The sequence below is a fragment of the Leptospira semungkisensis genome (assembly GCF_004770055.1).
Taxonomy (GTDB): domain Bacteria; phylum Spirochaetota; class Leptospiria; order Leptospirales; family Leptospiraceae; genus Leptospira_B; species Leptospira_B semungkisensis.
In genome coordinates this window covers 1,034,389-1,057,256 of sequence record NZ_RQEP01000005.1, presented here as the reverse complement: position 1 = coordinate 1,057,256, position 22,868 = coordinate 1,034,389, and the positions used below count along the sequence as shown (strand labels likewise).

General features: G+C 42.6%; 24 protein-coding genes and 1 tRNA gene. 12 read left to right on the top strand and 13 right to left on the bottom strand.

From position 1 onward, the window contains the following. Positions 1-84: 84 nt before the first annotated feature. Positions 85-1,209, bottom strand: a complete 1,125-nt coding sequence (gene rsgA / locus EHO59_RS05080; RefSeq protein ID WP_135585373.1) for a ribosome small subunit-dependent GTPase A — start codon at positions 1,207-1,209, stop codon at positions 85-87. Positions 1,210-1,472: 263 nt separating this feature from the next. Here rsgA and EHO59_RS05075 point away from each other — a divergent pair, with 263 nt between their 5' ends. Beyond that, positions 1,473-1,952 carry a MarR family winged helix-turn-helix transcriptional regulator gene (locus EHO59_RS05075; protein WP_135585370.1) on the top strand — a complete coding sequence of 160 codons (480 nt, stop codon included), beginning with the start codon at positions 1,473-1,475 and terminating at the stop codon, positions 1,950-1,952. Positions 1,953-2,057: 105 nt separating this feature from the next. Next, positions 2,058-2,603, top strand: coding sequence for a redoxin domain-containing protein (locus EHO59_RS05070; protein ID WP_135585368.1), 546 nt, complete (start codon positions 2,058-2,060; stop codon positions 2,601-2,603). Between the two features lie 54 nt (positions 2,604-2,657). Here EHO59_RS05070 and EHO59_RS05065 read toward each other — a convergent pair whose 3' ends face one another. The 3 genes from EHO59_RS05065 to EHO59_RS05055 all read right to left on the bottom strand — a co-directional run bounded on the left by EHO59_RS05065 (position 2,658) and on the right by EHO59_RS05055 (position 6,003). Then, complete coding sequence (locus tag EHO59_RS05065; RefSeq protein WP_135585366.1) at positions 2,658-4,178, bottom strand: HDOD domain-containing protein; 1,521 nt, start codon at positions 4,176-4,178, stop codon at positions 2,658-2,660. Between the two features lie 83 nt (positions 4,179-4,261). Beyond that, a complete protein-coding gene (locus EHO59_RS05060) occupies positions 4,262-5,071 on the bottom strand; it encodes an ABC transporter permease (RefSeq protein WP_135585364.1) in 810 nt (269 codons plus the stop codon). Next, on the bottom strand, positions 5,068-6,003 hold the full coding sequence (locus EHO59_RS05055; protein ID WP_135585362.1) for an ABC transporter ATP-binding protein: 936 nt from the start codon (positions 6,001-6,003) through the stop codon (positions 5,068-5,070). The genes EHO59_RS05060 and EHO59_RS05055 overlap by 4 nt, the downstream gene beginning before the upstream one ends. Positions 6,004-6,102: 99 nt before the next feature. Between EHO59_RS05055 and sixA the strand changes: the two genes are divergently transcribed. Both sixA and EHO59_RS05045 read left to right on the top strand, forming a co-directional pair. Then, the gene (gene sixA, locus EHO59_RS05050) at positions 6,103-6,585 is read left to right on the top strand and encodes a phosphohistidine phosphatase SixA (protein WP_135585360.1); all 483 of its coding nucleotides are present in this window, start codon (positions 6,103-6,105) and stop codon (positions 6,583-6,585) included. Positions 6,586-6,640: 55 nt separating this feature from the next. Further along, a tRNA-Pro gene (locus tag EHO59_RS05045) sits at positions 6,641-6,712 on the top strand. 27 nt (positions 6,713-6,739) lie between these two features. Here EHO59_RS05045 and EHO59_RS05040 read toward each other — a convergent pair. Together EHO59_RS05040 and EHO59_RS05035 are read right to left on the bottom strand one after the other, a co-directional pair. Then, a complete protein-coding gene (locus tag EHO59_RS05040; RefSeq protein WP_246052721.1) occupies positions 6,740-7,381 on the bottom strand; it encodes a penicillin-binding transpeptidase domain-containing protein in 642 nt (213 codons plus the stop codon). Between the two features lie 223 nt (positions 7,382-7,604). Further along, a complete protein-coding gene (locus EHO59_RS05035; RefSeq protein ID WP_135585356.1) occupies positions 7,605-7,862 on the bottom strand; it encodes an LIMLP_16025 family protein in 258 nt (85 codons plus the stop codon). 120 nt (positions 7,863-7,982) lie between these two features. On the opposite strand from EHO59_RS05035, the gene EHO59_RS05030 reads away from it, so the two are divergent. Together EHO59_RS05030 and EHO59_RS05025 are read left to right on the top strand one after the other, a co-directional pair. Further along, entirely contained in the window at positions 7,983-9,023 is a 1,041-nt protein-coding gene (locus EHO59_RS05030; protein WP_135585354.1) for an SMP-30/gluconolactonase/LRE family protein, read from the top strand. A gap of 9 nt (positions 9,024-9,032) precedes the next feature. Further along, the gene (locus EHO59_RS05025) at positions 9,033-9,536 is read left to right on the top strand and encodes an acyl-CoA thioesterase (protein ID WP_135585352.1); all 504 of its coding nucleotides are present in this window, start codon (positions 9,033-9,035) and stop codon (positions 9,534-9,536) included. On the opposite strand, the gene EHO59_RS05020 is transcribed toward EHO59_RS05025, so the two are convergent. The 4 genes from EHO59_RS05020 to EHO59_RS05005 form a co-directional block, all read right to left on the bottom strand. After that, the gene (locus tag EHO59_RS05020) at positions 9,533-10,156 is read right to left on the bottom strand and encodes an SGNH/GDSL hydrolase family protein (RefSeq protein WP_135585350.1); all 624 of its coding nucleotides are present in this window, start codon (positions 10,154-10,156) and stop codon (positions 9,533-9,535) included. The two genes, EHO59_RS05025 and EHO59_RS05020, sit on opposite strands and share 4 nt — an antisense overlap. Positions 10,157-10,158: 2 nt before the next feature. Beyond that, a complete protein-coding gene (locus EHO59_RS05015) occupies positions 10,159-11,661 on the bottom strand; it encodes an ArnT family glycosyltransferase (RefSeq protein WP_135585348.1) in 1,503 nt (500 codons plus the stop codon). Positions 11,662-11,683: 22 nt separating this feature from the next. Continuing rightward, the gene (locus EHO59_RS05010; protein WP_135586501.1) at positions 11,684-12,019 is read right to left on the bottom strand and encodes an STAS domain-containing protein; all 336 of its coding nucleotides are present in this window, start codon (positions 12,017-12,019) and stop codon (positions 11,684-11,686) included. 168 nt (positions 12,020-12,187) lie between these two features. Beyond that, positions 12,188-12,766, bottom strand: coding sequence for a tyrosine-type recombinase/integrase (locus tag EHO59_RS05005; protein ID WP_135585346.1), 579 nt, complete (start codon positions 12,764-12,766; stop codon positions 12,188-12,190). Positions 12,767-13,029: 263 nt separating this feature from the next. On the opposite strand from EHO59_RS05005, the gene EHO59_RS05000 reads away from it, so the two are divergent. Then, complete coding sequence (locus EHO59_RS05000) at positions 13,030-14,067, top strand: alpha/beta hydrolase (protein WP_135585344.1); 1,038 nt, start codon at positions 13,030-13,032, stop codon at positions 14,065-14,067. Here the strand turns inward: EHO59_RS05000 and EHO59_RS04995 are convergent. Together EHO59_RS04995 and EHO59_RS04990 are read right to left on the bottom strand one after the other, a co-directional pair. Next, a complete protein-coding gene (locus EHO59_RS04995) occupies positions 14,036-16,165 on the bottom strand; it encodes an ATP-binding protein (RefSeq protein WP_135585342.1) in 2,130 nt (709 codons plus the stop codon). The genes EHO59_RS05000 and EHO59_RS04995 overlap by 32 nt on opposite strands. A 162-nt stretch (positions 16,166-16,327) precedes the next feature. Further along, a complete protein-coding gene (locus tag EHO59_RS04990) occupies positions 16,328-16,759 on the bottom strand; it encodes an SET domain-containing protein-lysine N-methyltransferase (protein ID WP_135585340.1) in 432 nt (143 codons plus the stop codon). A 265-nt stretch (positions 16,760-17,024) separates the two neighbouring features. On the opposite strand from EHO59_RS04990, the gene EHO59_RS04985 reads away from it, so the two are divergent. Genes EHO59_RS04985 through EHO59_RS04970 form a run of 4 tightly spaced genes read left to right on the top strand, consistent with a single transcriptional unit; the run spans position 17,025 to position 19,420 of the window. Then, positions 17,025-17,501: an RNA pyrophosphohydrolase gene (locus EHO59_RS04985; RefSeq protein ID WP_135585338.1), complete on the top strand. Its 477-nt coding sequence runs from the start codon at positions 17,025-17,027 to the stop codon at positions 17,499-17,501. A 3-nt stretch (positions 17,502-17,504) separates the two neighbouring features. Next, positions 17,505-17,936, top strand: a complete 432-nt coding sequence (locus EHO59_RS04980) for a globin domain-containing protein (RefSeq protein ID WP_135585336.1) — start codon at positions 17,505-17,507, stop codon at positions 17,934-17,936. 36 nt (positions 17,937-17,972) lie between these two features. Next, positions 17,973-18,260 carry an acylphosphatase gene (locus tag EHO59_RS04975; RefSeq protein WP_135585334.1) on the top strand — a complete coding sequence of 96 codons (288 nt, stop codon included), beginning with the start codon at positions 17,973-17,975 and terminating at the stop codon, positions 18,258-18,260. Between the two features lie 41 nt (positions 18,261-18,301). Next, positions 18,302-19,420 carry a hypothetical protein gene (locus EHO59_RS04970; RefSeq protein WP_135585332.1) on the top strand — a complete coding sequence of 373 codons (1,119 nt, stop codon included), beginning with the start codon at positions 18,302-18,304 and terminating at the stop codon, positions 19,418-19,420. Positions 19,421-19,445: 25 nt separating this feature from the next. On the opposite strand, the gene EHO59_RS04965 is transcribed toward EHO59_RS04970, so the two are convergent. Next, positions 19,446-20,723, bottom strand: coding sequence for an MFS transporter (locus EHO59_RS04965; RefSeq protein WP_135585330.1), 1,278 nt, complete (start codon positions 20,721-20,723; stop codon positions 19,446-19,448). Between the two features lie 175 nt (positions 20,724-20,898). Here EHO59_RS04965 and EHO59_RS04960 point away from each other — a divergent pair, with 175 nt between their 5' ends. Continuing rightward, the gene (locus tag EHO59_RS04960; RefSeq protein ID WP_135585327.1) at positions 20,899-22,824 is read left to right on the top strand and encodes a gamma-glutamyltransferase family protein; all 1,926 of its coding nucleotides are present in this window, start codon (positions 20,899-20,901) and stop codon (positions 22,822-22,824) included. Positions 22,825-22,868: the final 44 nt, after the last annotated feature.

Sequence of the window (22,868 nt, the reverse complement as noted above, 5' to 3'; positions counted from 1 at the left end):
ATTGATATTATTCTCGTACACGCTTTAAATGAATTGCTTAGCTAATATAAAAATAATATTAGCTAAGCTTTGTTTTCGAATATCTTACTGATATCTCTCTCGATCTCTTTGCTTTTTCATTCTTTTCTGCTCCTTGTGAACGGATTTCCATTTCGCTTTTTCAGCAAGTTTCTGCTGAGAGGAATTCGGAGAGCTATGAATAGCGATCCGTTTCATTTCTCTTTCTAACTTTAGAAAACTTTGAAATCTTTCCTGCGAGATAGTGCCGGTTTCCAAAGCTTCTTTTACGGCACAGCCCGGTTCCGATGCATGTGAACAGTCTTGAAATTTACAACGGCCAGCAGCCTCAAAGATCTCCGGAAAGGTTTCCTCTAATCCGGAACCGTCGGACCAAAGTTGGATCTCTCTCATTCCTGGAGTGTCCAAGATCCAAGCTCCGTTTCCCAATTCGAACATCCAACGATTCGTGGTCGTATGTTTTCCCTTCGAATCGGAAGCTCTTACTTCCTTTACAGATTGGATCTCTTTTCCAAGCAAAGAATTCAGTAGAGAAGATTTACCTACCCCAGAAGATCCGATGAAAGCAAAAACTCCCCCTTCTCTCCAATAGACTTCTAAATCTTTCAATCCTTCCTCGTTCCATGTGGAAATCGAATGTACTGGAATCCCAGGGCAAGATCTCCTTACTCTATCCATCTTTTCATCCAGCTCCATTTCATTTTCTGAATATAGATCTTTCTTTGTCAAAATCACGATTGGGGAAGCTCCGCTCTCCCAGAGTTGGATCAGAGTTCTTTCTAAACGTCTAGGCTGAAAGTCTCCATCCAAGCCTTGCAAAAGAAAGATCTTGTCCATATTCGCGCAGATAGGATCCGGCTTTTGGATCTCTCCTTTTGATTTTCTGACAAGAAGGCTCCTTCTATCTAGCACTTGATGTATTAGAAAATCATTCTCTTCCAATTGAGTAACAAGAACCCAATCTCCTGCTACAGGAAGGTCCAAAGCAGAAAGCGCACCATATCTTAGGCTTCCTGTTAGTACGCCGTTTCCTTCTTTTTGATCGCTTCTAAGCCTAAATTCGTTACCTTGCTCACCGATAACTCTCGCAGCTAACGCATTAGAGATCCCGGACTTATAAGCCAGCTCTCTAAATTCTACTTCTCTATCCGCATCCCAAGCGGATAAATGATTATTTTGTTTTGGATTCATTGTATTGCCCGCCCTATCAAAGGGCATTCATTTACAAGACATTGGTATGTCTTTGCCTCGGGGAGAGGCGCCTTTTAGGAAAAGGTTTTAGTCGTTCAGGCAATCATAGACGGCGTTTCTTCTAAACTAGAAGAACGAAAATCTAATGTAAAGTCCTTTTAAGGTTTTCTGGGGCTTTTCTATTCCCAAAATATTTCCGATTCATTAAGACTTCTGCGGATTTTTCTTTTGCAGACTTTAAGAAGAAGGAAACTGATCAAAATATGTCTTCTGATCCTAAAAAAGAAACTAGCCTCATAGATACAGCGTACGCCTATTATTTCCATCGCACAAATCGGCTTCTGCATCTGCATTTTACCAAGTTAATGGCGGATCACACAACGGATCTAACTGTTGAGCAATGGTTTCTTTTGAATCGACTATCGAATGGAAAATCGGTCTCTCAAACGGATCTGGTGGATAAGACTTTTAAGGACAGGCCCAATATCACAAGGCTCCTGGACGGATTAGAGAAGAAGAGCCTTGTCGCTCGAAAAGACGATCCAAACGACAGACGAAAATTTACAGTCAGCATCACTAAGGCCGGAAAAGCGCTTTTGGACAAGACCATTCCAGTCATGCTCGAAGCCAGAAAGGCAGTGTACAAAGGCCTAAAACAAGAAGATCTGGAAGCCCTAAAGGCTATCTCAGAAAAGATCGAATCCAATATCCTCCAGGGCTGGGACTGGTCCGAATCCATTTAAAATAATCGCTCCTCAAAACCGAATTATAATCGATTTCCTTACATTTTTTTGTTGCATAGGCAATAATTACTTATACAATAAAATGACCAAGGAGTGAAATAGAAAATGATTCATTCAAGCGAACTCGCTAGGGATTTTGAATATATGGATTTAGAGGGGAACTCTCATAGACTCTCCGAGCTAAAAGGAAAAAAGATCCTCCTCTCTTTTTTAAGGAACGGAGCATGTGCACTTTGCAATCTAAGAGTCCATTCCCTGATCAAGAGCTATCCAGAACTAAAAGGATTGAGTATTCTTGCGATTTTTGAATCCAAAAGAGAGGATATGCTTCCGTATGTCGGCAAACAAAATCCTCCGTTTACTCTCGTCTCCGATCCGGAAGCAAAGATCTATTCTCTGTACGAAATTGAAGTTTCTCAAGAGAAGGTACAGAACTCGATGGATTCCGCTACCGTTCACGATAAGATACAGGAAGCGAACGCAGCAGGATTTTCCTTAACCCCTCAAGAGGGATCGAATTTCTTTAGAATACCTGCTGATTTCCTGATAGATGAGGACTTTAAGATCCACAAGGCATTTTATAGCTCTCTCGTAGGAGATCATATCGATCTTAAAGAAATCGCAGATTGGTCAGCATCCGTTACGGTTTGAATGCTCGAAGGAATAAGCTTGGTATTTGGCATTATAAAATTATAATGCTGAATATCAGGACTGTCTTTGGAACGCCTTATATTCTTGAATGACTTGCTTACCGAAATCCATCCATTCCTCATCTTTCTTAAAGCCAAAATGCTGGAGCACTTCCCAATGGATTGCAGCGGGATCCGCTTTACCTTCTTGGCAATCAATGATCCAATCGGATAAGTAAACTGCAAATACGATGTCTCTAGATTCCTTCTTGGCCATGAGAGGTCTATGGTGATACTCTGCAGCAACTCGGATCGTGTCGGAAAAATTCCATTTCTCACAAATCATTCCACCGAGAGAAGTATGAGTGATCCCAAGGGCGGCCTCTTCTAAGCCTAGGGTAGAAGGAAGTAGTTTCTTTCCGGTCAGGTCGGTCAATTTTGCGATCGTATCTCCTTCGAGAGACAACAAGAGCACTAGACCTATATTATGTAATAATGCAGCACATACTAGATTCGTGAGGAAGGTCTTTTTCCATCCCATTCTTTCCCCAAGTCTGCGACAAATATAAGCCGAGAGACTGGACATTTCCCAGATCTGTTCGAATTCCTTGTATCTTTCTTCGAGGATCTTTTTAGTTCCAAGGCTCAGAAGAATATTATTTAATTCTGATAAACCAATCAGCTTGATCGCATCATCCAGAGTTTCTACTTTTCTTCCCTGAGCAAAGGAAGCAGAATTGGCAAGTTTCAGGATATTCGTGGATAAGGAAACGTCCTTAGTGACCGACTCTGTGATTTGCTGTATAGAAGAGTCCGGTTTATTGATCAGACTCATGATCTGATTCAAGTTTTCAGGAAAAGTAGGTAACCTGTCTATCTCCGCAATAATCTCGACTGTCTTTTGATACGAAACGTTGCGATGCTTGAAATCGAGAGGGATCTTGATATAGGCAGAAGTCACGGTTTCTTCGGCGATAAGCTTATAGCAATCCGCGTCTATTCCTTCATTCTTCATCATCAAGAGAGACATGGCGAGACCAAGACCGGCACCCTCGGAATCATCCGCGTGGTCGGCGAATACCTCTCCTAAATCGTTGTATTCCTTACTCTTTCCGATCCGGTTCTCCACCCTCTTTAATTCCTCAGGAATGATCGGGGCGTTATTGGAGACCCTCATTAAAAAACTATTACGATTGAATGCCAAGGTGATCAGGCAGTGGAATTTTACTTTTTCCAATAAGGCAGCGTATCTCTCCTTATCCTTGATCATTTCCTTTTTGAAGTTTTCCATTCCTCGAACGTAGTCGTCCGGGTTGGAAATATTCAGATTATTTTCTGCGAAGAAGATCCTCTTTGAATTTGCCTTAACAGCGTTCATCGCGCTCTCTCTCAGGATCGAGAAAACGGATTCTTTCAGCGATATTGCGTCCAGATAGACCAGGTACCTGTCCAATAGGATGCTTAATAATTTATCAACATTCTTGTTTAAAGTAGTGAAGCGGATATAGAGAGGATTTAGCTTTTCGATCCGTTCGCTTACATTACGAACGCTCAGATAGTATCCTTCCTTTTCGAAATGGTACCAGTTTATATTCATCTTGGTTCGGCGGAAGGCCAGCTATATCCTACTCTTGAGGAGGTTTTGTCAACCCTAGATTAAAATCCTCTTGTCCAAGATTCTTAAATCTCCTGTCTTCGAGTCGTCAGCCAAAGACTCGCCTTTAAGATCAGTAACCAAGCACTGACCTGAAAGAAAGAATAGAGTCCATAAGATACAGGACCGTCTCCCTTCCCTTCTAAAAGATTACTGGAGTGGTGATATACTGTCCCAATTTGTGGGAGAACCCAATAGAAAATCTTAACAATCAATTTCTGGGTCTCGTTCAGCATCGGAGTGCTATCCAAGTATCCTTGGTACACGATCTGGTCCAAAATCGAAGTCACCAGAAGCAATCCGAAAGAAAGCAATATCGAAAGTGTTTGATTAGAGGTTAACGTGATCAGGAACGCAAAACTCAGGAAGAATATGTATGTGAACATCATCGCTCCCTGAAAGATCAAGAAATCCCAGGGAACTTCCAAGGCGTACCAACTCTGGATCCCGAACACCGCGAGGATAAATAGAACAACCAAAAGAAGAAGCGCGAAACCCTTCCCCGCCAAATAGACTCCCGGATCCAAAGGTCTGCTTAACCATAAAGTATGGATTTGTGAATCTATATCCTGGCGGAGCAGATCGGAAGTAATGATGATCAGAAATATGGTTACCCACAGAGAAGTCAGAATGAAATACACGCTCATTGGGATTCCCTTAGTGACTTCTTGGCCTACGCTAGTAGTGCAGGTCCATTCCCCCACAAAGAAGAAAAGCAATAAGGAGAATAAGAAGAAGATCGCTCTGCGTCTGAATACTTGGATTAGAGTAAGCCTGACTAAGACTGGGATCTGGCGTATATATGCCTGAAAGAAAAAACGAATCGATCCGCTCAACCTTCTTCTCCTTTTTGATGATTTTGCTCTGAGTCGGAGCCTTGTGTCAGTCGGAAGAATACATCCTCCAAAGATTCCGTTCTCTTTTCATACAGAAGAAGGTCCGCTCCTCTCTCTACCAATTCAGCGGGAAGTCTGCGCAAATCAGTTTCCGGCTTTGGACGTATCTCCCATTCCTTTCCGTCATGTTTCACTTCGGAAGAGATCTCCCTTAGATAGGATTCAACATTTCCTTCCAATCGAATACGGATCCTATCCTTGCCTTGTCTGAGCTCGTCCAGTTTTCCTTGGGCCATCATCTTTCCCTTATGAAGGATCCCAACTTCGGTACAGATCTGCTCTACTTCTAATAATCTGTGAGAGTTGATCAGAATGGTGACTCCTCTCTTTTGGTTTTCTTCCAGAATGAATTCTCTGAATTCTTTATAGCCGGCGGGATCGAGTCCGGTTCCAGGTTCATCCAAAAGAAGAAGTTCAGGTTCAGCACCTAACGCATTCGCGAGTCCTAATCTTTGTAACATACCTTTGGAATATGTGGAGACCTTTCGGTCAGCGGCTTCTGCGAGTCCTAGTTTTTCCAAGAGTTCTTTGCTCTTCTTCTTAGCATCGGAAGTAGAAAGAAGTGCAAGTCTTAGGCTCGCCTCTAAGAATTCTCTACCGGATAAGTATGTAGGCACTGCCATTCTCTCCGGAAGATATCCTATCTTTGCGCGAGCGAAGGGAGAAGGTTTTTTACCGAGCACTGTGCAGAAGCCCTCGGTCTGTCTAGAAAATCCCAAGAGTATTCGAACTAGAGTAGTCTTGCCGGCTCCATTTTGTCCAAGCAGTCCGAAAACTCCTCCCTGAGGAACTTGCAAACTGATTCCTTTAAGAGCTTGTACTCTCGGATAATTTTTGCGTAGGTGTTCTATTTCAATTGCAAATTGAGGCATTCGAAAATTCCTTAGACCCAAGTGCCGAGAAAGATAGTTCCATTGCCCTAGGAGGCAATCCTTTTTAAGGAAAACATCGGCCCATTCTTCTTTTATTCCATGAAGATCATCATAGCTAGACACGGTGAAGCGGATCCAATTTCCGCGGACGGTCAAGATTCTTCCAGAGTTCTGACTCCGAAAGGACAATCCGACATTGAAAAGATGGGTCGCTTCTTTCAGACCGGATTCAAGATCAAAAAAATATACCACAGTCCTTATTTGAGAACAAAGGCAAGTGCTGAGATCTTCTCACGAATCTTACAACCGGAGCAAGAGACTGAGTCCATGGAGTATCTACTCCCGGGCGAAGATTATCTTAGAGTATGTCCTCTACTCAAAGATTATTCTAATTCAGACGCAATACTCATAGTCGGTCATAGTCCAGACGTAAGCATCTTTGCAGAAAATCTTTTAGGAATTTCAGGAGTCGGAAAATCATTTTTATTCACTCCTGGATCTGCATTAGCAGTGAATATTCCCAGAGAGAAATTCAAAGGAGGACAGATCATTTGGTTTGTTTCTCCCGATTTTCTCTGCTAATAAAAACCGATTTACATTCGTACGCATTCCCGGAGATCATCCTTATCAAGAGAACCGGGGTGTAGCGCAGTGGTAGCGCACTTCTCTGGGGGGGAAGGGGTCGCTGGTTCAAGTCCAGTCACTCCGACAGTTCTCTTTTTTCTATTTGCTTCCTTCACTCCAAACTAGGAACAGTGCATCCAACCAACTCATAGAATCTTTGAATCGTTCCCGTTCTAGAACCGGACGGATCTCGATTTAAGATCGTGTATATGACAAAATCGTTCTCGTCCTTTACCAAGGCTCCTTGGAACCAAAAACTCTTTTCCCAAGAACCGGTCTTGCCATATACGTTAGCCGCTCTTTCCTTGCATTCCGACCAGAATAAACTCTTTTTCCAATCGGAAAGAATTTCCTTTGGATACAAATATCCATCCCTAAAGATCCTGACCCAATGAGAATGTATTTGATCCGGGCCGAGTCGGATCTTTCCCCCATGCTTTAATCCTTGCATATCCGTCCACCAAGAGATCGCCTCTCCTTTTTTGGTTTTGGGAATATAACCAATATGTAACAAAGTTCGATCTAACTTCTTTCGGCCCAGATCCGGAAAAACCTTCTCAAAGTATTCATTAGAAGAATAGAATAAAGCCCCCCTAAGGTCCAAGCTTCTCGGCGAATTCGGGATATGTTTGTCCCCACATTCCATTTTTTGATCGGGAGAAATCGTATGATTTTCTAATAAAGAAAGAGTTAGATAGGTCTTAAAGGTAGAAGCAGGAGAATATTTCTGTTTTAGGAATTCGAGATTTCCAATCGAAGTAGTTTCCGGCTCCTTTTTCAGGTCCTTGGAAAATCTAGTAACTAATATGAGTTCATTCGGATGAGAAGAGACTGTTTCTGCGAAAAGTGGATTAAAATTCAGGACCAGAACCGATCCGAATAGAAAAGATAGAATAGAGGAAAATTTCTCCCGACTGATTTTATATTTTTGGAAGAAGCAGTTATGCCTTCGTAAGCTCAGAGGAGAAACTCGCCTTTTATTTCTTTAAAAATTGTTTTAAGATATTCTCCCGAATTTCTTCAATTTTGACGATTCCCCAAGCCAGAGGAACTTTGAACTTCAACGCGCTCTCGCTCAGGTCTTTTTCTCCCTGCGCTTTTAGCTCGTCGAATCTCTGTTCCACCTTCTCCTTACCTTCATTCAGATCTAAGAGAAGTTTATCGAAAATTTCTTTCGAAGTCTGGACGGCTCCAATACCAGCATTGATCAAATCGTTCAGCTTTTGGTTGTCCATACTGTTCAATTCCTTTTTACCACAATTTTTGTGCGGTGCATAAAAAATGCAACAATAAAATTCCTCCAGCAAAGACGAATCTGGTTGCAGTGCCGGATTTAGGGCAGAGTCTATTGTCCCATGCGTTTCTATCTTAATTCCCTGATTTTCATGATTCTATGCTTGGCTCTTCCTGGTTGCTCCAGTGATCTGAAAGAGATTCCTCTTAAAAATTGCTCCAAAATCTCCGGACTCCCAGGTCCAGAAGACCTAGCAGTGGATCGAGCAAGCGGTTTGCTTTATATTTCCTCGCATGAGCGTAGGATTTCCGACCAAGAAGGCAAATTGTACTACTTGGATCTGAATTCGAACAAGCCGGAGCCCAAACTTTTGGAAACGAATTATCCAAAATCGTTTCGACCTCATGGCATAAGCCTCCTCATACAAGGAGGAAAGCAAAGGCTCTACGTTATATCTCATATCACTCTTTATAAAGAGCATTCTATCGAAGTCTTTGAACGCACCGAAGCTCCCAAAGGAAATTCTAAGGTAGGAAAGTGGACTCATATCCAAACTCTGAAAGATCCTCTGATCACAAGTCCGAACGATCTATTCGTAGCTTCTGAGAATGATATCTTCGTTTCTAACGATCACGGCTCAGGCGGATATATGACCTATCTGTTCAACGATATATTCAGAATGAAACGGGCCGAGATCACCCACTTTGACGGAAAGTCTTGGACTAATCTTGGCAATCCTATTTATTACGGGAACGGGATCATCTTAGTAAAGAGAGAAGACGGAAAAGAATTCCTATATAGATCCGATATAGGCAGCAAATCCGTTCTGAAATTCCCACTCACGAGACAGGCAGGAAAGATCACATTAGAAGAGCCTAAAGTGATTTTTCTAGATTCGGCACCGGATAATTTGGAGCTGGATGAAAAGGGAACTATCTATGTTGCCGCTCACAAATCCCTCTTTCAATTCCTGAAGCATGCTCGAAATAAGGATACCCCTGCTCCTACTCAGGTCTTTGCAATCTATCCGGATGATAGTATTCGCGAGATCTATGCAAATTCCGGAGAACAGATCCCTGCTGCAAGTACTGCTCTGACTTATAAAGAAAGGATATTTATTTCTCAGGTGTTCAACGATTTCATTCTGGAATGCGGGCTTTAATCTTTACAGATGTCCGATAGCGAAATCGTAAAAACGCCGAAAGAATCAGCGGCAGAGACCAGACATATCGTAATGCCGGATCATACCAATCATTACGGCACTCTTTTTGGAGGCACTCTCATGGCCTGGATCGATTTGATCGCGGTCATGGTTGCCCAAAGACATTGTGGTAGAGAGGCAGTGACCGCGAGCGTGGATAAATTGAATTTTCTGGAGCCTGTATCGATCGGAGATCATGTGATCTTAAAGGCTTCGGTGAATTACGTTGGGCGCTCTTCTCTCGAGATAGGAGTACAGGTCTCTAAGGAAAATCCATATACCGGCATAGTTGTCCGGGCTACGACTGCATATCTCACTTTCGTAGCCTTGGATGAGAATAAGAAGCCATGCGCGATCCCTAAACTAAAACCGGAAACCGTGGACGAAAAGAGAAGATACGAAAACGCACTTCTCAGACAAGAAGCAGGCCGGAACCTGATCAAGAGAATCCGAGAAAGCAAGGCTTCTTCTTAAAGACCGAATAGCTTAGCTACTTCTGTCATATATACTGTTTTCATAATGGAATATCCTGCTGGATCCGGGTGGATCGGATCATCAGTAGGATATAATTCTATTTTGGTTTCAGTTTGTAAGAAGGGGGTTTCCATATCTGCAATCGGATACGAAGACCCCAGGCTCTTTAGAAATACGTTCATTTGCAAAATATCAGTCCGATATGATGCATTGGTGGGAGGAAGCACAGTCACCATAATAAGAGCACTGGATTTGGACTGAAGATCCGAGAGCATCGTATTATAATTTCCTGAAAAAGATTGATCCGAATGATACAGCAGATCGTTCAATCCTAGTTCTATGATGATCAATTTAGGAGTGTTTACCAAGGCCAAATTCAATTGAGGAAGCCAATCCGCTACCCCTCTAAGAGATACACAAGCCTCGGTAATTTCAAAATTAGAACCCAAGCCTTCCCGCAAACCGAAAGCCTGAGATCTTTCACAGAGAGAATCTCCAAGCACAGTCACCGGGATTGGATCCATATTCGGAAGAAGAGAAGAAATAGAATTTGTATCTTTCTGTGAATAACAATGAGTAAAAGAGAATAGAAGTAGTGCGAGAAGCCAGGCTCTACTCATCTCTAACGCCTACGATAGACTTCTGCTTCTACGCTAGCGACCTTTCTGAGAGTAGAAGGCTCCGCACTGATCCTGATCTTTTTAAATCTGGATGCATTCCCTTCTAGATAGGCCTGCACATGTTCATTTCTTTTCTGGCGATCCGAGAAAACGAATGTATCTATAGAATCCAAGGTCTGGATAAAATCTTCTTTCGGGATGGGCAATTCTCCCGGGATAAATTCCAATACCTGCAAATCAGGGCGAGCTTTTCTGATCTGAAAATAAGGATCTGGAATTGCCTGCAAATATATCTTTTTAGAACCCTTTAATTCTTGGCTCAAGGATTCATAAAGTCTTTCTCTCAGATCAAAATCGGAATTCGCAAAACCGATCCTTTTATACGCATTTACTAATATCGCAATATTTGAAAAAACTAAAATAGCCGCGATGAATTGCACTCTTCTGCTTTTGATCCTTTCAAAAAAGAATCCACCCAATGCGGACAAAGGAACGCAGAGATACATTACGTAATAGTATTCCGTAGAGAGTATAAGAAAGAATAAAATAGAGATAGTCCAACAAGAAAAGAAAAAGGTAGTTCTGAATTTTTCCAAGATCTCTTTTCGGAATACCCAGAGCCCCAAGCCAAGAGCTATATAAAAGAATAATCTCAATCCAGGTGATTCGTATCCACCTAACAATACTTTGATCTTAGTAAGAGGAGAGAAGGATTGGAATAGATCCTTCTTTCTTCCGAATTGAGCACCGAATTGATACAGAAAAATATCCCAGTGAGGATGGATCCAAATTCCCCAAGCAAGGATCGGAACCAAGCCTCCCAACCAAAACATCCATGCTCTCCATGCCTTGGCTTGATGGATTAGTATAAGCGCAGGAATTCCGAAGATGGCTCCAAAAGGATGAGATAAGAAAGAAAGTCCCAAGAAGAAACCGGAGAGAAACGCTTCCCATTGTTGTAATGGCAGAAAGTTTTCCGGTCTTGCTCTTCTTGCCAAAATGTACAAGGAGAATAAAGCCCAGAAGAGGCAGAGAGCTTCCATTCTTGCTGTCCAACCTACTCTTAAAAAAAGTAGATCCGAGATCAAAAGCAAGGAGGCTCCTAATCTTGCGCCAGGCGAGAAGTCGAATGTCTTTAGTAAGAACCAAAAGATCCAAACGCTCCCAAGAGAAATGATCGCAGCAAAGATCCTGAGTATTTCTAACCCTTCTCCAAAGAATCGAAGCACCCAACCGTTCGAGATAAAGAATATGGGAGGCATCCAAAGAGTTTGGACTTCCATTCCCTTTACTAAACCTTCCAGCACATCCGTTCGGAAGGTCCCATTCTTAGCAAAGTCGAGAGAAGGAGAATAGAATAAGACTTCGTCCGGCCAAACAGGTGGGAATTCTAGTCCCGAAACCCGAAACAAAAGAAGATAAAGAAGAGAGAAGGCCCCGAGACAAACAAGGCCTTGTAATTCCGAAAATTGAAAGTTGCGAACGGATTTTGAGGGGGACTCCATATTCGATAGCTCCCCTAAGGATCTATTTTAAAGTAGCTAGTGCTTCTTGTTCGGTTTCGTAAACTTCGAACAGATCCAAGAGTTCTACCACATCGAAAACTTTTTTCACGTTAGGCGTGATATTGCAGAGTTTTAGTTTTCGGTTTTGCTTCTCTAATTCACGAACCATTCCTACGAATATTCTGATTCCGGAAGAAGAGATATAGGAAATATTCTGCAAGTTAATAACGATATCACCTTGGCCGGCTTGAACATCGTCTAGAAGTTTTGCTTCTACCTCGTCCGAGTGGGTGATATCCAGCCTGCCGTCTAATTGAACTAGGGTATGCTTACCCACTTTTTTAGTTTTGATTTCCAAGCTAGGCTCCGAGCGACGATCCATAGGATCAAATTCCGACAAAGAAAATTTCCTTTTTTAGATTCAAAAGGGGAGCGGAAAGTTCGCCGTAGACTAAATTAGTGAGGAAATGGGGTTTTACAAGAATTTTTTCCCATCTCCTCGTGCATGTTCCCTCTTTGTAGAAATTTAAGCGGCCGAACCCTGGATATCTTCCAAAGGAAATATCTTGCCAGATCGAGTCTCCGGTTTTTCGCCCACTAAATCCCTGAGTGACTTTCGGGAGGACAGTCCGAGCTGCTCCCGAATACTTTCGTGGTCCCAACCCGCCTCCATTAAATGAGAAGCAAGCGATCTCCTAAGACGAATTACGCTTACCGGAACTCCGGTCATATCCCCAAGTTTCGTGAACATTTTCTGGATGGTCCTAGGATGAACCCTACCCGATCTTCCGGAGCATAGAAAGTCCTCATATTGCTTTCCCTGAGAAGCGAACCAGAGATCTCTACGCAACGAAATCGGGATCAGAGGATTTCTAGCATTCAGTTTTTGGGAATGATGGATACGCACCCGATGACTTTCCCAATCCACGTCCCCTACTCTCAGGGAGACCAGCTCCGCCACCTGCAATCCGAAAGAGTACAACATTCTGAACCAGAGATAATGATTCTCATGAGTCTTTGAGGCGTTCAATAAGACTCGGATCTCTTCCTTGCTTAGCGCGCTGGACTTTGTATTGAAAATCTTGGCTTTTCTTTCTTTTTTCATTCAAATACCCTAATGTGATTTTTTCGGAGCATTGGTATTTTATAACCCAGGCAAAGAAGAATTCGCCCGTTCGAAAAAGAGAAGTCCGGAAAACTGATTACCGGAATTCTGGAACCTATTATGATTGGAACACGGAATCCGCATTCCGGGCTTTTTGCTTAAAAGAATGGATTGCAGGCTAAGTAATAGAACTTTTGCACAGGACCGTAAATCGTCATGAGAATGTTATCGGATCTTAACCCAGAACGGGCTGTAATACGAATATGAAATATTTATGGAAGGCAGCGAAATTCGCTCTCCATTGCCAATTACCGACTCCTCCGAAAGTATCCGAGAAGGAGATCCAAATCGAGATCAAAGGCGGTTCTATTCCCGCTATTTTATATACCCCCAAAGGAAAATCCTGCGGAACCATCCTTGCAGTCAATGGCCTAGCCTATCTCGGAAATAAGGACCCTAGATTTGCAATTGTTTGCCAATCTGCGGCCGCCATCGGATACACAGTCATCTCTCCTTTACTGGTGGAAGTAACCGAGTTCAGGATCGTAAAAGAGACAGTAGATAGGATCAAGGAAATGATCCTTTGGCTCTCTTCTCATTCAGAATATTGTCCGACTCAAAAGATCTCCTACCTTGCTCCTTCCTTTTCCGGAAGCATGGGCCTCATTGCAGCCTCCGATCCGGAAGTAGGGAAGAAGATCGCATCTATACTTACGATCGGCGCCTATTGCGATGTGCAAACTACTCTGGACTATGTAATGACTTCCGAAGAAGGGGACGAATACGGAAGAATGATATTACTTTATAATTTCATAAAGTTTGCACTTCGTTCCGAGAATTCCGAACTGGAACACGCGCTCAAGGCATGCGTATTAGATGGAAGTTTTTCCCGTGATACGGTTGAGCTACCTAAAGTATTAGAAAGCATCAAACCGGAAAACAAAGAAGTCTTTATCAAACTGAGAGAAGATAAGAATTTTAGAGAAAATATTTGGAAACAGATCCTAGAAAACGCAGGAAGCAAGAGTTCTTTCTTAACTGAACTGCAAGTAAAGGACAAACTGCATCTTTTAAACTGTCCTGTTTCCATAGTGCATGGAGTCGGAGACAATGTAGTTCCTTCTCAAGAAGCAAGGATTATGAAGGATCATCTTCCAAAGAAAAAAGCAAAATTAGTACTTACTCCTTTGATCTCTCACGGAGACGTAGGAATTTCTATCTCACAGGTTCCGGCGATCTATCAGTTGATCCAGGGCTTTGCATTCTTCTTCAAGAATGCAAGAGAGAAGAAGGCCGCGTAATCGGAAAAAATAAACGTATACTTGTGCCCTTGCCGGGCTCGGAGCTAACTTGGATCATTCCTTCATGTGTTTGCATAATCCCGTAAACCATGGACATTCCCAATCCGCTTCCTTGCGTCTTATTCTTGGTGGTAAAGAAAGGCTCGAAGATCCTTTTCTTAGTCTCCTCGCTCATTCCTTCTCCGTTATCCGAAACCTCTAAGCAAATATATTCTGTGGATTCGGACAGCGGAAAAGAATCTCGTATCGTAGTTCCTTTAACCGCAAAGCTTCGGATCATAATTTCTCCTCCATCCGGCAAAGCATCCTTTGCATTGAGACAGAGATTGATCAACACCTGCTCTAACTGAGAAGAGTCTCCTAGGATCAGAGAGGATCCTTCTCTCAATTCCTTTTTGAAATGAATATTTTCCGAGAATGTGGGAAGAAGCAGATCCACGATATCGCTTACGAGCTGGTTGATATCTATGGTTTTGAAAATTCCTCCGCCTTTACGTGCCAAAGAAAGAAGTCTACGTACTATAATAGCTCCTCGCCCCGCGGCGGCATTGATGGATCTAGATACATCTACAAGAGAAGAAGGCTGCAGGGTCCCGAGTTCCATGCGAGTCGCATATCCGGATATGATCTGAAGAATATTATTAAAATCGTGCGCGATCCCTCCTGCCAGAGTTCCTATCGTTTCCAATTTTTTGGACTCGACCAATTGGTTCTCCAATTTTCTGCGAAGAGTATCATCCAATAGATAACCTCGGATTGTATCTATTTTTCCAGATTTGTTCAAACTCGCAAAATAGTTTCCAGTTGTATGAACAGGAACTCCGCTCTTGTCCAAAAAGAATTCCTCGTGAGATTCTAACTGAGAACCTATCTGGATCTTCTGTAAAAACAAAGAGTAATCATCGTAAGAAGGAAATAGATCCGAGAGTCCCTTGGATACTGCCTCTGCTTGGGTCTCGAATCCGAACATTTTTATGAAGGAAGCGTTTGCGGCTAATAAATTACCGCTGCCGTCCGCTATGAAATTCGCAGAAAGATTTTCTTCGAAGAACTTTCTGTATTGCTCTCTGCTAGAGATCAATCTTGCTTCTATTCTTCTTCTCTTATGTAATTCTTTTCTTGTATCGCTAGTTGCTCTTCCTGTAATCAAAGCAACCACGCACAAGATGGCAAGATCCACTAATAAGACTAGGTCGTGCCCTCCTTTGGATCCTTTAAAACTATCGATCTCTCCCAATAAGAAAGGAAGGATCAATGTCACTACTTGCACCCAAATATTTGCGATCAATGCAAGAGTGATCCCGAACCTTAACGCGGCCCAGAGTACGAATAGACCGAATACAAACCAATATTCTATAGAAGGGATCAATCTGCCAAAGATCCCACAGAATAAGAACACAGAGATGATCTCGAATAATTTTCTTTTATTTAAGTTGATAAAACGATTTCTATCCCAGTTCGCGTCGTTTCTTTCCGTCCAGGCTCCGTTAGTCTTGCTCCAGCCCTTAGATTCCATCCAAGGAGTAAACCATAGCAATGCTGGAACAGAAAAACTTAATGTATCATATAAGGTAGCGACTACTCCCTGTAGACTCGATATAAATAAATGATCCCAAGGCAGATCCCCGAAAAATACAAGACCCCAAGCAACTAAGAACCCATTGCAAAAAGAAGCGGGAAATGCAACCCATAGTACGAAGCGAACTGTTTCTCTTAGATCCGGTAACCAGGGCTTTCCCTTTCTCCATTCTATAAAGAAGAGCCAGGAAATTCCGACTGCCAACACTTCCCAGATACAATACACAGGATATTCGATAACGTCATGTAGTCCCCAAAGACTTGCGGAGAAAATCGCGTTGGCGTACATTGCGGGAAGAACTCTCGCAGGCCCCCACCAAAAACATAACACGATACCGACAGGGATGGGTAAATAAGAGATCGACACTCCCGTATCTACTTGAAAGGCCAAAGATATCCGGGTAGCAAGATGAAAGAGTAAAAGAGGAAGGACCCAAGTCCAGTAAGGCAATGCCTTATGCGAAATATAGACGGATCTTCTCTTATCTTTTATGTCGTTTGCAGAATAAGGAACCGCCATCGATTCCAATATTCTTTTCTGTTTTTCAAGAATCCACTACTTGCCTGAATTGAGGCTTAAAATTGAAGGATGGAAAGTACCAAAAAGTTCTTTCCTGAGGCCAAAATCAGACCTCTTACGTCGTTAAACTAGGATTATTTGCGTCTTAGACTGGATTTTCTATTAGTTACGTTCTAACGGAGAAACATCCAAATGGATCCAGTACTCGTCACCGTAATCGAAGAATAACTCTTCGCCAGCTTTGATCTTACGCATTGCTTCGAACCTTGCTGTCTTCCAACGAGTGGAAACGACGAGTCGGACATTTGGCTTAGTACTATGATTAATATAACGGGTATAATTGGACTCTTTACCTTCTCCATAGATCCAATGATCCTTGCATATCCAGAGAAGATACTTAGATTCACAATATTTTGCTGAATTGGCTAATCTATCGTCTAGGACCCGGCCAGTATAAAATCCTACCGTATCGCCTTTGATCAGAGTTTCCTTTGGAAATAATCCCATTCCGATTCCGGGTATATTAGATTCTCTGATTACAAAATCCTCTTCCGTTAGTATTTGGGTTCCGCGAACTTTCAATCTGACCGACATCGTTAGAAACTCATCCTCTTAAGAGTCAAAGAATATTAATCCAAAGAATCTTTTGCCCTCTCTTTGTCTATCCTCAATTCATCTATCAAGTTTTTATACTAATCTAAGCGAGAACTTCTTACTCTCTTATCACTAAAGGTCCAAGACTTCTACTTTGATCTAGCATTAGTAGATGAGATTCAGTCTTCATTTTCAACTTAGTGTTTTCTAATTTCCCCTTAGAATCGGCTTGTAAGCTCGATAACGGTCCCGAATCTCTACTTAGATGGAAAAGCCTTATAGAAAGAACGTAGGAATGGTGGTCTTTAACTCTAAAGGAGAGGTCTTGGTAGGAGAGCGCTTGAATTTCAAAGGCTCTTGGCAGTTTCCCCAAGGTGGGATCGACGATGGAGAAGATCCAAAGACTGCAGCCGAAAGAGAACTATATGAAGAAGTCGGTGTTAAAACAGCCGAGATCATCTATGAATATCCGACTTGGATCGAGTATGACTTTCCGGAGAGCTTGAAGCTGAGCTCTAATCTAAAGAAATACAAGGGCCAAACTCAGAAATGGTATCTAATGCATTGGGATGGCAAGGCCGAGGACTGCGATCTAGATATTCATGAAAGAGAGTTTGAAGTAGTTCGATTCATTCCTTTTCAAGATTGTCTCTCGACCGTGGTCTCGTTCAAGAGAGATGTGTATGAGAAGCTCTTGGTTGAATTCGAACCTAAGATCCGTACTTACTTGGCAAACCGATAAACAATGAACCAACCTGAATTCTATACTCCTCCGTTAGGACCCCCTTCACCGAATCCGAAGCTTCATACTTTATTCCAAACGTTAGGTGAGGCTAAAATTAGAGAACTGGTCGCTTCCTTTTACTCAAAGATCCCATCCAGCGAGATCGCCTGGATGTTTCCTGAAAATCTAGAAGAGAGCATCAGTAAGTCAGCGGATTTTTTGGTCCAGGCCTTAGGCGGACCTGCTTACTACGTTCAAAAATACGGACCTCCCAGAATGAGAGCAAGACATCTACCCTTCCCCATTGATGAGAAGGCGAGAAGAGTTTGGTTGTCCTGCTATCGAAAATCGATCAAGGAATGGGAAGCTGGAGAAGAGGAGAAAGAAATTCTTTGGAAGTTTTTAGAGGATTTCTCCGCGTGGATGGTAAATAAGGCTTCTTCTATCGACTAATAGCGTATATTTTAGTCGCAGGAGTTCCAACACTGAATGGCTGCAAAAAATGATACTAGGGCAAAAATCCGGATCAGAGGAACCGTACAAGGGGTAGGATTTCGATATTTTGTCCTACAAAGAGCCCAAGAATGCCGTTTAAAAGGCTACACGATGAACCTACCGACAGGAGAAGTCGAAGTGGTCGTCGAAGGTGATAAGCTTTTTATCGAAGATCTCTACAAAGCAGTGCAAAGAGGCCCTTCAAAAGCAAAAGTAACCGAAGCCACAATCCAATGGGAAGAGGCAAAAGGCTCTTTTAGAACATTCGAAATTAAACGTTAATTTTACTGACGAAAGACTGAATTCGCGAGAGATTGGACCGTATGAAAGCGAAGTCGAATCGAAAAAGATCTTTTCTCTCTTCCTTCGCCCTCTATCTCGCAAGATTTCCCTTCTTCTTAATCTTCTTAAATCAAACACCGATCTACTCCGTAAATCCGATCCCGGTTTCTCTCATGAATCCGGTACTCGCGGTCCAAGAAGACAAAGGAATTCTCAGACTCATCTCGATTACACCAGGCAACGGAAAGACCGGGCTCATCTATACAAGCACTCAAGACAAAGGCATCCCTGTATTTAGAAAACAGAATCTCATCCTGTTTCGAACATCTAAAGAGCTTAGCCTCTTGAACCTGAGCAATTCCAAAAGTAAAACCATCAAAGGAAGCTCGGATGCATATCCCGGAAATAGCGGCTTCTTAAAAGATAAGTCTGTCTTACTCTTCTCTCGTAAGAATGGAGAACGTTGGGAAACTATTTTGTATGATTACGATCGGGAGAAGGAGTTAAAATCCCTTCCTGGATATCAGCCCTTTTTATCCTTCGATCAAAAGACAATCGTACTTGTAGGAAACGAAGTCCGATACTCCGAGCATGGAGAGGATTCGTTAAGAGTTCCCATTCATAAGTATTCTATTGATTCGGGAGAACTGAAGACTCTTGCGTGGATAGAAACGGATAAGGAAAAATTACAGATCACTGACGTATATGCTATGTCCGAGGATCAGTTCTTAGTTAAGGTCGCGACAGAAAAAGAAAATCGTCTCTACAAACTTCCTTCTCTGACTGGCGAATTAGTTAAGCTTGCCATTCCTTTTTATGCTCCTTTGCCAATAACGGATCCTAAAGAACAGGTCAATATCAGCATAGGTCCCGAAGGAAAGTTACTGACTTTTACGGAAAGATCGGACGGCAAATTAGGGAATATAGTCATCATAGATACTAAAACCAAACAGAGATACGATTCTTCTTTTGTAGGATGCTTTCCGGTCATCAAAAACGGTTCCGTATATTTTCTAGGGGATCCCGAATTCGTGAAATCTTCTAAGGATAGGGATTATCGCCCGTATAACAATTTCACGTTATACGAGCTTGATTTTAAGAAGGATAAGATCCGAGCCATCACTCCTATTTCCGGCAAAGTGGAATTATTGCAGGAATAAATTACCGACTTCCTATAACAGAATATTAGGTCGCAAGCTCCGCATTCTCGGGGATTTTGACTTCGCTCTTTGTAGAGATCGCAAAAATCGAAACTGCAGTTACCACACATAACGCCCCTGCAAGCATGAACGCGTTATCATAATGACCTTGAGTAGTCCTAAGAATCCCGGCCCCATAAGCTGCAGTCGCAGAACCGATCTGGTGAAACGCAACCACCCATCCGAACATCATCCCTACTTTCTCTCTTCCGAAAGTTTTCGCAGTCAATGCAACTGTAGGAGGAACTGTAGCGATCCAGTCCAAACCATAAAACACTGCAAATAAAGAAAGCCTATCAGATTCAGGGTCGAATGCTTGAGGAAGAAGTAAAAGAGAGATCCCTCTTAAACCATAATATGCAAATAACAGAATTTTGTTATTCACACGATCGGACAACCAACCTGAACCTACTGTTCCTACAAGATCGCAAAGTCCCATGAGAGCTAATAGACCCGCCGCTCTTACTTCTGGGATCCCATGATCCGAGCAAGCCGGGACCATATGTGTTCCTACTAATCCGTTTGTACTCGCTCCGCAGATAAAGAAGCTTCCCGCTAAAAGCCAGAAATTCTTAGATCTCATTCCTTCTCTCAAGGCAGAGATTGCTTCTATAAAAGGATTCCCTCCTGGAGGAGAAGGGATCACGTCCCCTTCTTTCGCTCCGAATGGTAAGAGATCCAATTGTTTAGGTGAATCCTTCATCAAAATAAGTACAGTCGGCAGCAAGATCCCTAGGACGATCGCTACCATATATACTGCGTTTCTCCAGCCTTCCTTCTCCGTTAATGAGGCAAGCAATGGAAGAAAAATGATCTGTCCTGTAGCAGTGCTCGCTGTCAAGATCCCCATAAGAAGTCCTCTATGAGTTACGAACCAGCGATTCACCACAGTGGCTCCCAGAACCAGAGCTGCCATTCCAGAACCGAACCCGACCATGATTCCCCAGAGAACGACTAGCTGCCAATTTGTTCGCATAATCGTTGTTAGCAGGATTCCGGAAATCAGAAGAGTAAGCCCTACAATCATGATCTTCTTTAATCCGAAACGATTCATGAGTCCCGCTGCGAATGGACCAACCAATCCGTAGAGCAATAAGTTTACGGAAACTGCAAATGAAATTGCAGATCGATCCCAACCGAATTCCTTTTCTAAAGGTAGGATGAGAATGCCCGGCATGGAGCGAACCCCTGCGGCGACGATTAACGTGAAGAAGGTTACGATTAGTACAATCCAACTGTAATGGAAAGGAAGGCGTCTGCTCAAGTTGATCCCCTGTATCTCTATATAAAAAGTCCTAAAGAGGACCCCTTACATAGTTTGACTTTTCAAGAAAGCAAAAGTTTCGGCAAGTCTCTTGCGAATTAGTTTTGCCCTTCCGGAAAAAGATCTTGCTCCTAGGATATTTTAAAATAGAAAGAGCCTCCCAAAGGAGAGGATTATGAAAAAGAAAATCCTAAATTACTTTTTAGTCGGAACTGTTTCACTCGTCCTTCTACTAGTCTCGCTTTACTATATATCTTCTCGTCCGACTGACATTATGACCTTCGACGATCCTCATCATACGGATCGCCCTGTTGCAAAAGGACAAAAGCTCATGGTAGCAAGCGGACATCCTCTCGCGACCAAAGCAGCTCTGGAGATACTCGAATCGGGAGGAAACGCTGCCGACGCAGGAATGGCTGCCTTGCTCGTATTGAATGTAACTCAAGGAGAGGAAGCTTCCTTTCCCGGAGTGGCTCCCTTATTGTACTACGACCAAACGAGCAAGAAAGTAAGTAGTTATATCGGAGTGGGAACGGCTCCCTCAAAAGCCACAATCCAGTATTTCAAAGAGAGAGGACATGATACTGTTCCGATGTTAAAGTATTCCTCTCAACTTGTTCCAGCTTCTCCCGATGTACTGCTGGCGATGCTGAAGAAGTATGGAACGAAATCTTTTTCTGAGATTAGCAAACCTGCTATACAGATCGCAGAAGAGGGATTCCCAGTTCATAGAATCCTAATGCGAAATCTAAACATGAATATTTTCAAGAGATTGGGTTTTCGATTCCTACTCCCGTATAACGCAGAAGTCTACTTAGAAGGAAAATGGTGGAAGCCTCTCTACCATGGAGAAAGATTTAAAAGGCCAGCGTTAGCCGCCACATTAAAAGAATTGGCCAATCAAGAAACCGAAGCTCTTTCTAAGGGAAAAGATCGCAATACTGCTCTGGAAGCCGTTCGAAATTATTTTTATAAGGGACCGATCGCAGATAAGATCGCAAAGGCCCACGAACTACATGATGGCACGATCGTAAAATCAGATCTAGAAAGATATATGGGAGATTGGGAAGAACCTCTGACTGGTAATTTCGGTCCATATACTATCTTTGCAAATCGTACTTGGAACCAAGGAGCCGTGGTTCCGATGGTACTGCAAATATTAGAAGGCGTGGATCTAAAATCCATGGGCCATAATTCTAAAGAGTATATCCATACAGTAATCCAAGCGATAGAACTCGTAATGGCAGATCGAGAAAAATACTTCGGCGATCCAGCTTACGTAGCCGTTCCGGAAAAGGGTCTATTAAGTAAAAATTATGCACAAGAAAGAAGAAAGCTCCTACAACAAAAGGCATTCGGAAAACTTCCTCCATTTGGAGATCCTTTCTTCTTTGAAAGTCCCAAGAATGAGAAGAGAGCCGCTTCTATTTCGAAAGAGGTTGATACAGTCGCCTTAAATGAAGGATCAAATTTCAAATATAGCCCTTCTTTTTGGGAGAAGACTGATAGTGGAAAAGTGGGAAGGGATACGACATATCTGAGTATCATAGACTCACAAGGAAATTCGCTCTCTTTGACTCCGAGTGATTTTCCTCAATCCCCAATGATCGAAGGAGACATCACTCTTGGGATTCGAATGACCCAATTCAGATTAGATCCAAATCATCCTTCCGCTTTAGTGCCTGGAAAAAGACCAACAATTACGCCTAACGCGTCCATGGTTTTTAAGGACGGAAAATTCTGGATGGCCTTTGGAACTCCAGGAGGAGACATGCAGACCCAGGCAGTTGTCCAAGTATTCCTGAATCTTGTGGTCTTCGGTATGGATCCTCAAGAGGCAGTGAATTCTCCTCGCTTTCGATCTTTGAATTGGCCGGATTCTTTCTCTCCTCATAAATATTATCCGGGCAGAATAGAATTAGAAGAGGAAATTTATAAGCAACAAGGAAAGTCTTTAGAACAACTAGGCTACGAAGTAGTTGAAAGAGAAAAATGGGAGTATGACTTTGGAGCTCCTTGTATTTCTCTAAGAGATCCTAAGACTGGAGTCTTGTATGGAGGCGCGGATCCTAGAAAAGAATCCTGGGCCCAAGGAAAATAACTTATACTTTTGAAATTCTATTCGCTCAGCTCTCAGGAAATCTA

What these genes read in the sequence shown, in the direction of transcription:
- sixA (WP_135585360.1), top strand. Translation starts at nt 6,103, where the DNA reads ATGAAGATCATCATAGCTAGACACGGTGAAGCGGATCCAATTTCCGCG.
- EHO59_RS04990 (WP_135585340.1), bottom strand. Translation starts at nt 16,759, where the DNA reads ATGTCGGTCAGATTGAAAGTTCGCGGAACCCAAATACTAACGGAAGAG.
- EHO59_RS04985 (WP_135585338.1), top strand. Translation starts at nt 17,025, where the DNA reads ATGGAAAAGCCTTATAGAAAGAACGTAGGAATGGTGGTCTTTAACTCT.
- EHO59_RS04975 (WP_135585334.1), top strand. Translation starts at nt 17,973, where the DNA reads ATGGCTGCAAAAAATGATACTAGGGCAAAAATCCGGATCAGAGGAACC.
- EHO59_RS05005 (WP_135585346.1), bottom strand. Translation starts at nt 12,766, where the DNA reads ATGAAAAAAGAAAGAAAAGCCAAGATTTTCAATACAAAGTCCAGCGCG.
- EHO59_RS04995 (WP_135585342.1), bottom strand. Translation starts at nt 16,165, where the DNA reads ATGGCGGTTCCTTATTCTGCAAACGACATAAAAGATAAGAGAAGATCC.
- EHO59_RS05065 (WP_135585366.1), bottom strand. Translation starts at nt 4,178, where the DNA reads ATGAATATAAACTGGTACCATTTCGAAAAGGAAGGATACTATCTGAGC.
- EHO59_RS05025 (WP_135585352.1), top strand. Translation starts at nt 9,033, where the DNA reads ATGTCCGATAGCGAAATCGTAAAAACGCCGAAAGAATCAGCGGCAGAG.
- EHO59_RS05035 (WP_135585356.1), bottom strand. Translation starts at nt 7,862, where the DNA reads ATGGACAACCAAAAGCTGAACGATTTGATCAATGCTGGTATTGGAGCC.
- EHO59_RS05055 (WP_135585362.1), bottom strand. Translation starts at nt 6,003, where the DNA reads ATGCCTCAATTTGCAATTGAAATAGAACACCTACGCAAAAATTATCCG.
- EHO59_RS05000 (WP_135585344.1), top strand. Translation starts at nt 13,030, where the DNA reads ATGAAATATTTATGGAAGGCAGCGAAATTCGCTCTCCATTGCCAATTA.
- EHO59_RS05070 (WP_135585368.1), top strand. Translation starts at nt 2,058, where the DNA reads ATGATTCATTCAAGCGAACTCGCTAGGGATTTTGAATATATGGATTTA.
- EHO59_RS04970 (WP_135585332.1), top strand. Translation starts at nt 18,302, where the DNA reads ATGAAAGCGAAGTCGAATCGAAAAAGATCTTTTCTCTCTTCCTTCGCC.
- EHO59_RS05020 (WP_135585350.1), bottom strand. Translation starts at nt 10,156, where the DNA reads ATGAGTAGAGCCTGGCTTCTCGCACTACTTCTATTCTCTTTTACTCAT.
- EHO59_RS04980 (WP_135585336.1), top strand. Translation starts at nt 17,505, where the DNA reads ATGAACCAACCTGAATTCTATACTCCTCCGTTAGGACCCCCTTCACCG.
- EHO59_RS05015 (WP_135585348.1), bottom strand. Translation starts at nt 11,661, where the DNA reads ATGGAGTCCCCCTCAAAATCCGTTCGCAACTTTCAATTTTCGGAATTA.
- EHO59_RS05075 (WP_135585370.1), top strand. Translation starts at nt 1,473, where the DNA reads ATGTCTTCTGATCCTAAAAAAGAAACTAGCCTCATAGATACAGCGTAC.
- rsgA (WP_135585373.1), bottom strand. Translation starts at nt 1,209, where the DNA reads ATGAATCCAAAACAAAATAATCATTTATCCGCTTGGGATGCGGATAGA.
- EHO59_RS04960 (WP_135585327.1), top strand. Translation starts at nt 20,899, where the DNA reads ATGAAAAAGAAAATCCTAAATTACTTTTTAGTCGGAACTGTTTCACTC.
- EHO59_RS05030 (WP_135585354.1), top strand. Translation starts at nt 7,983, where the DNA reads ATGCGTTTCTATCTTAATTCCCTGATTTTCATGATTCTATGCTTGGCT.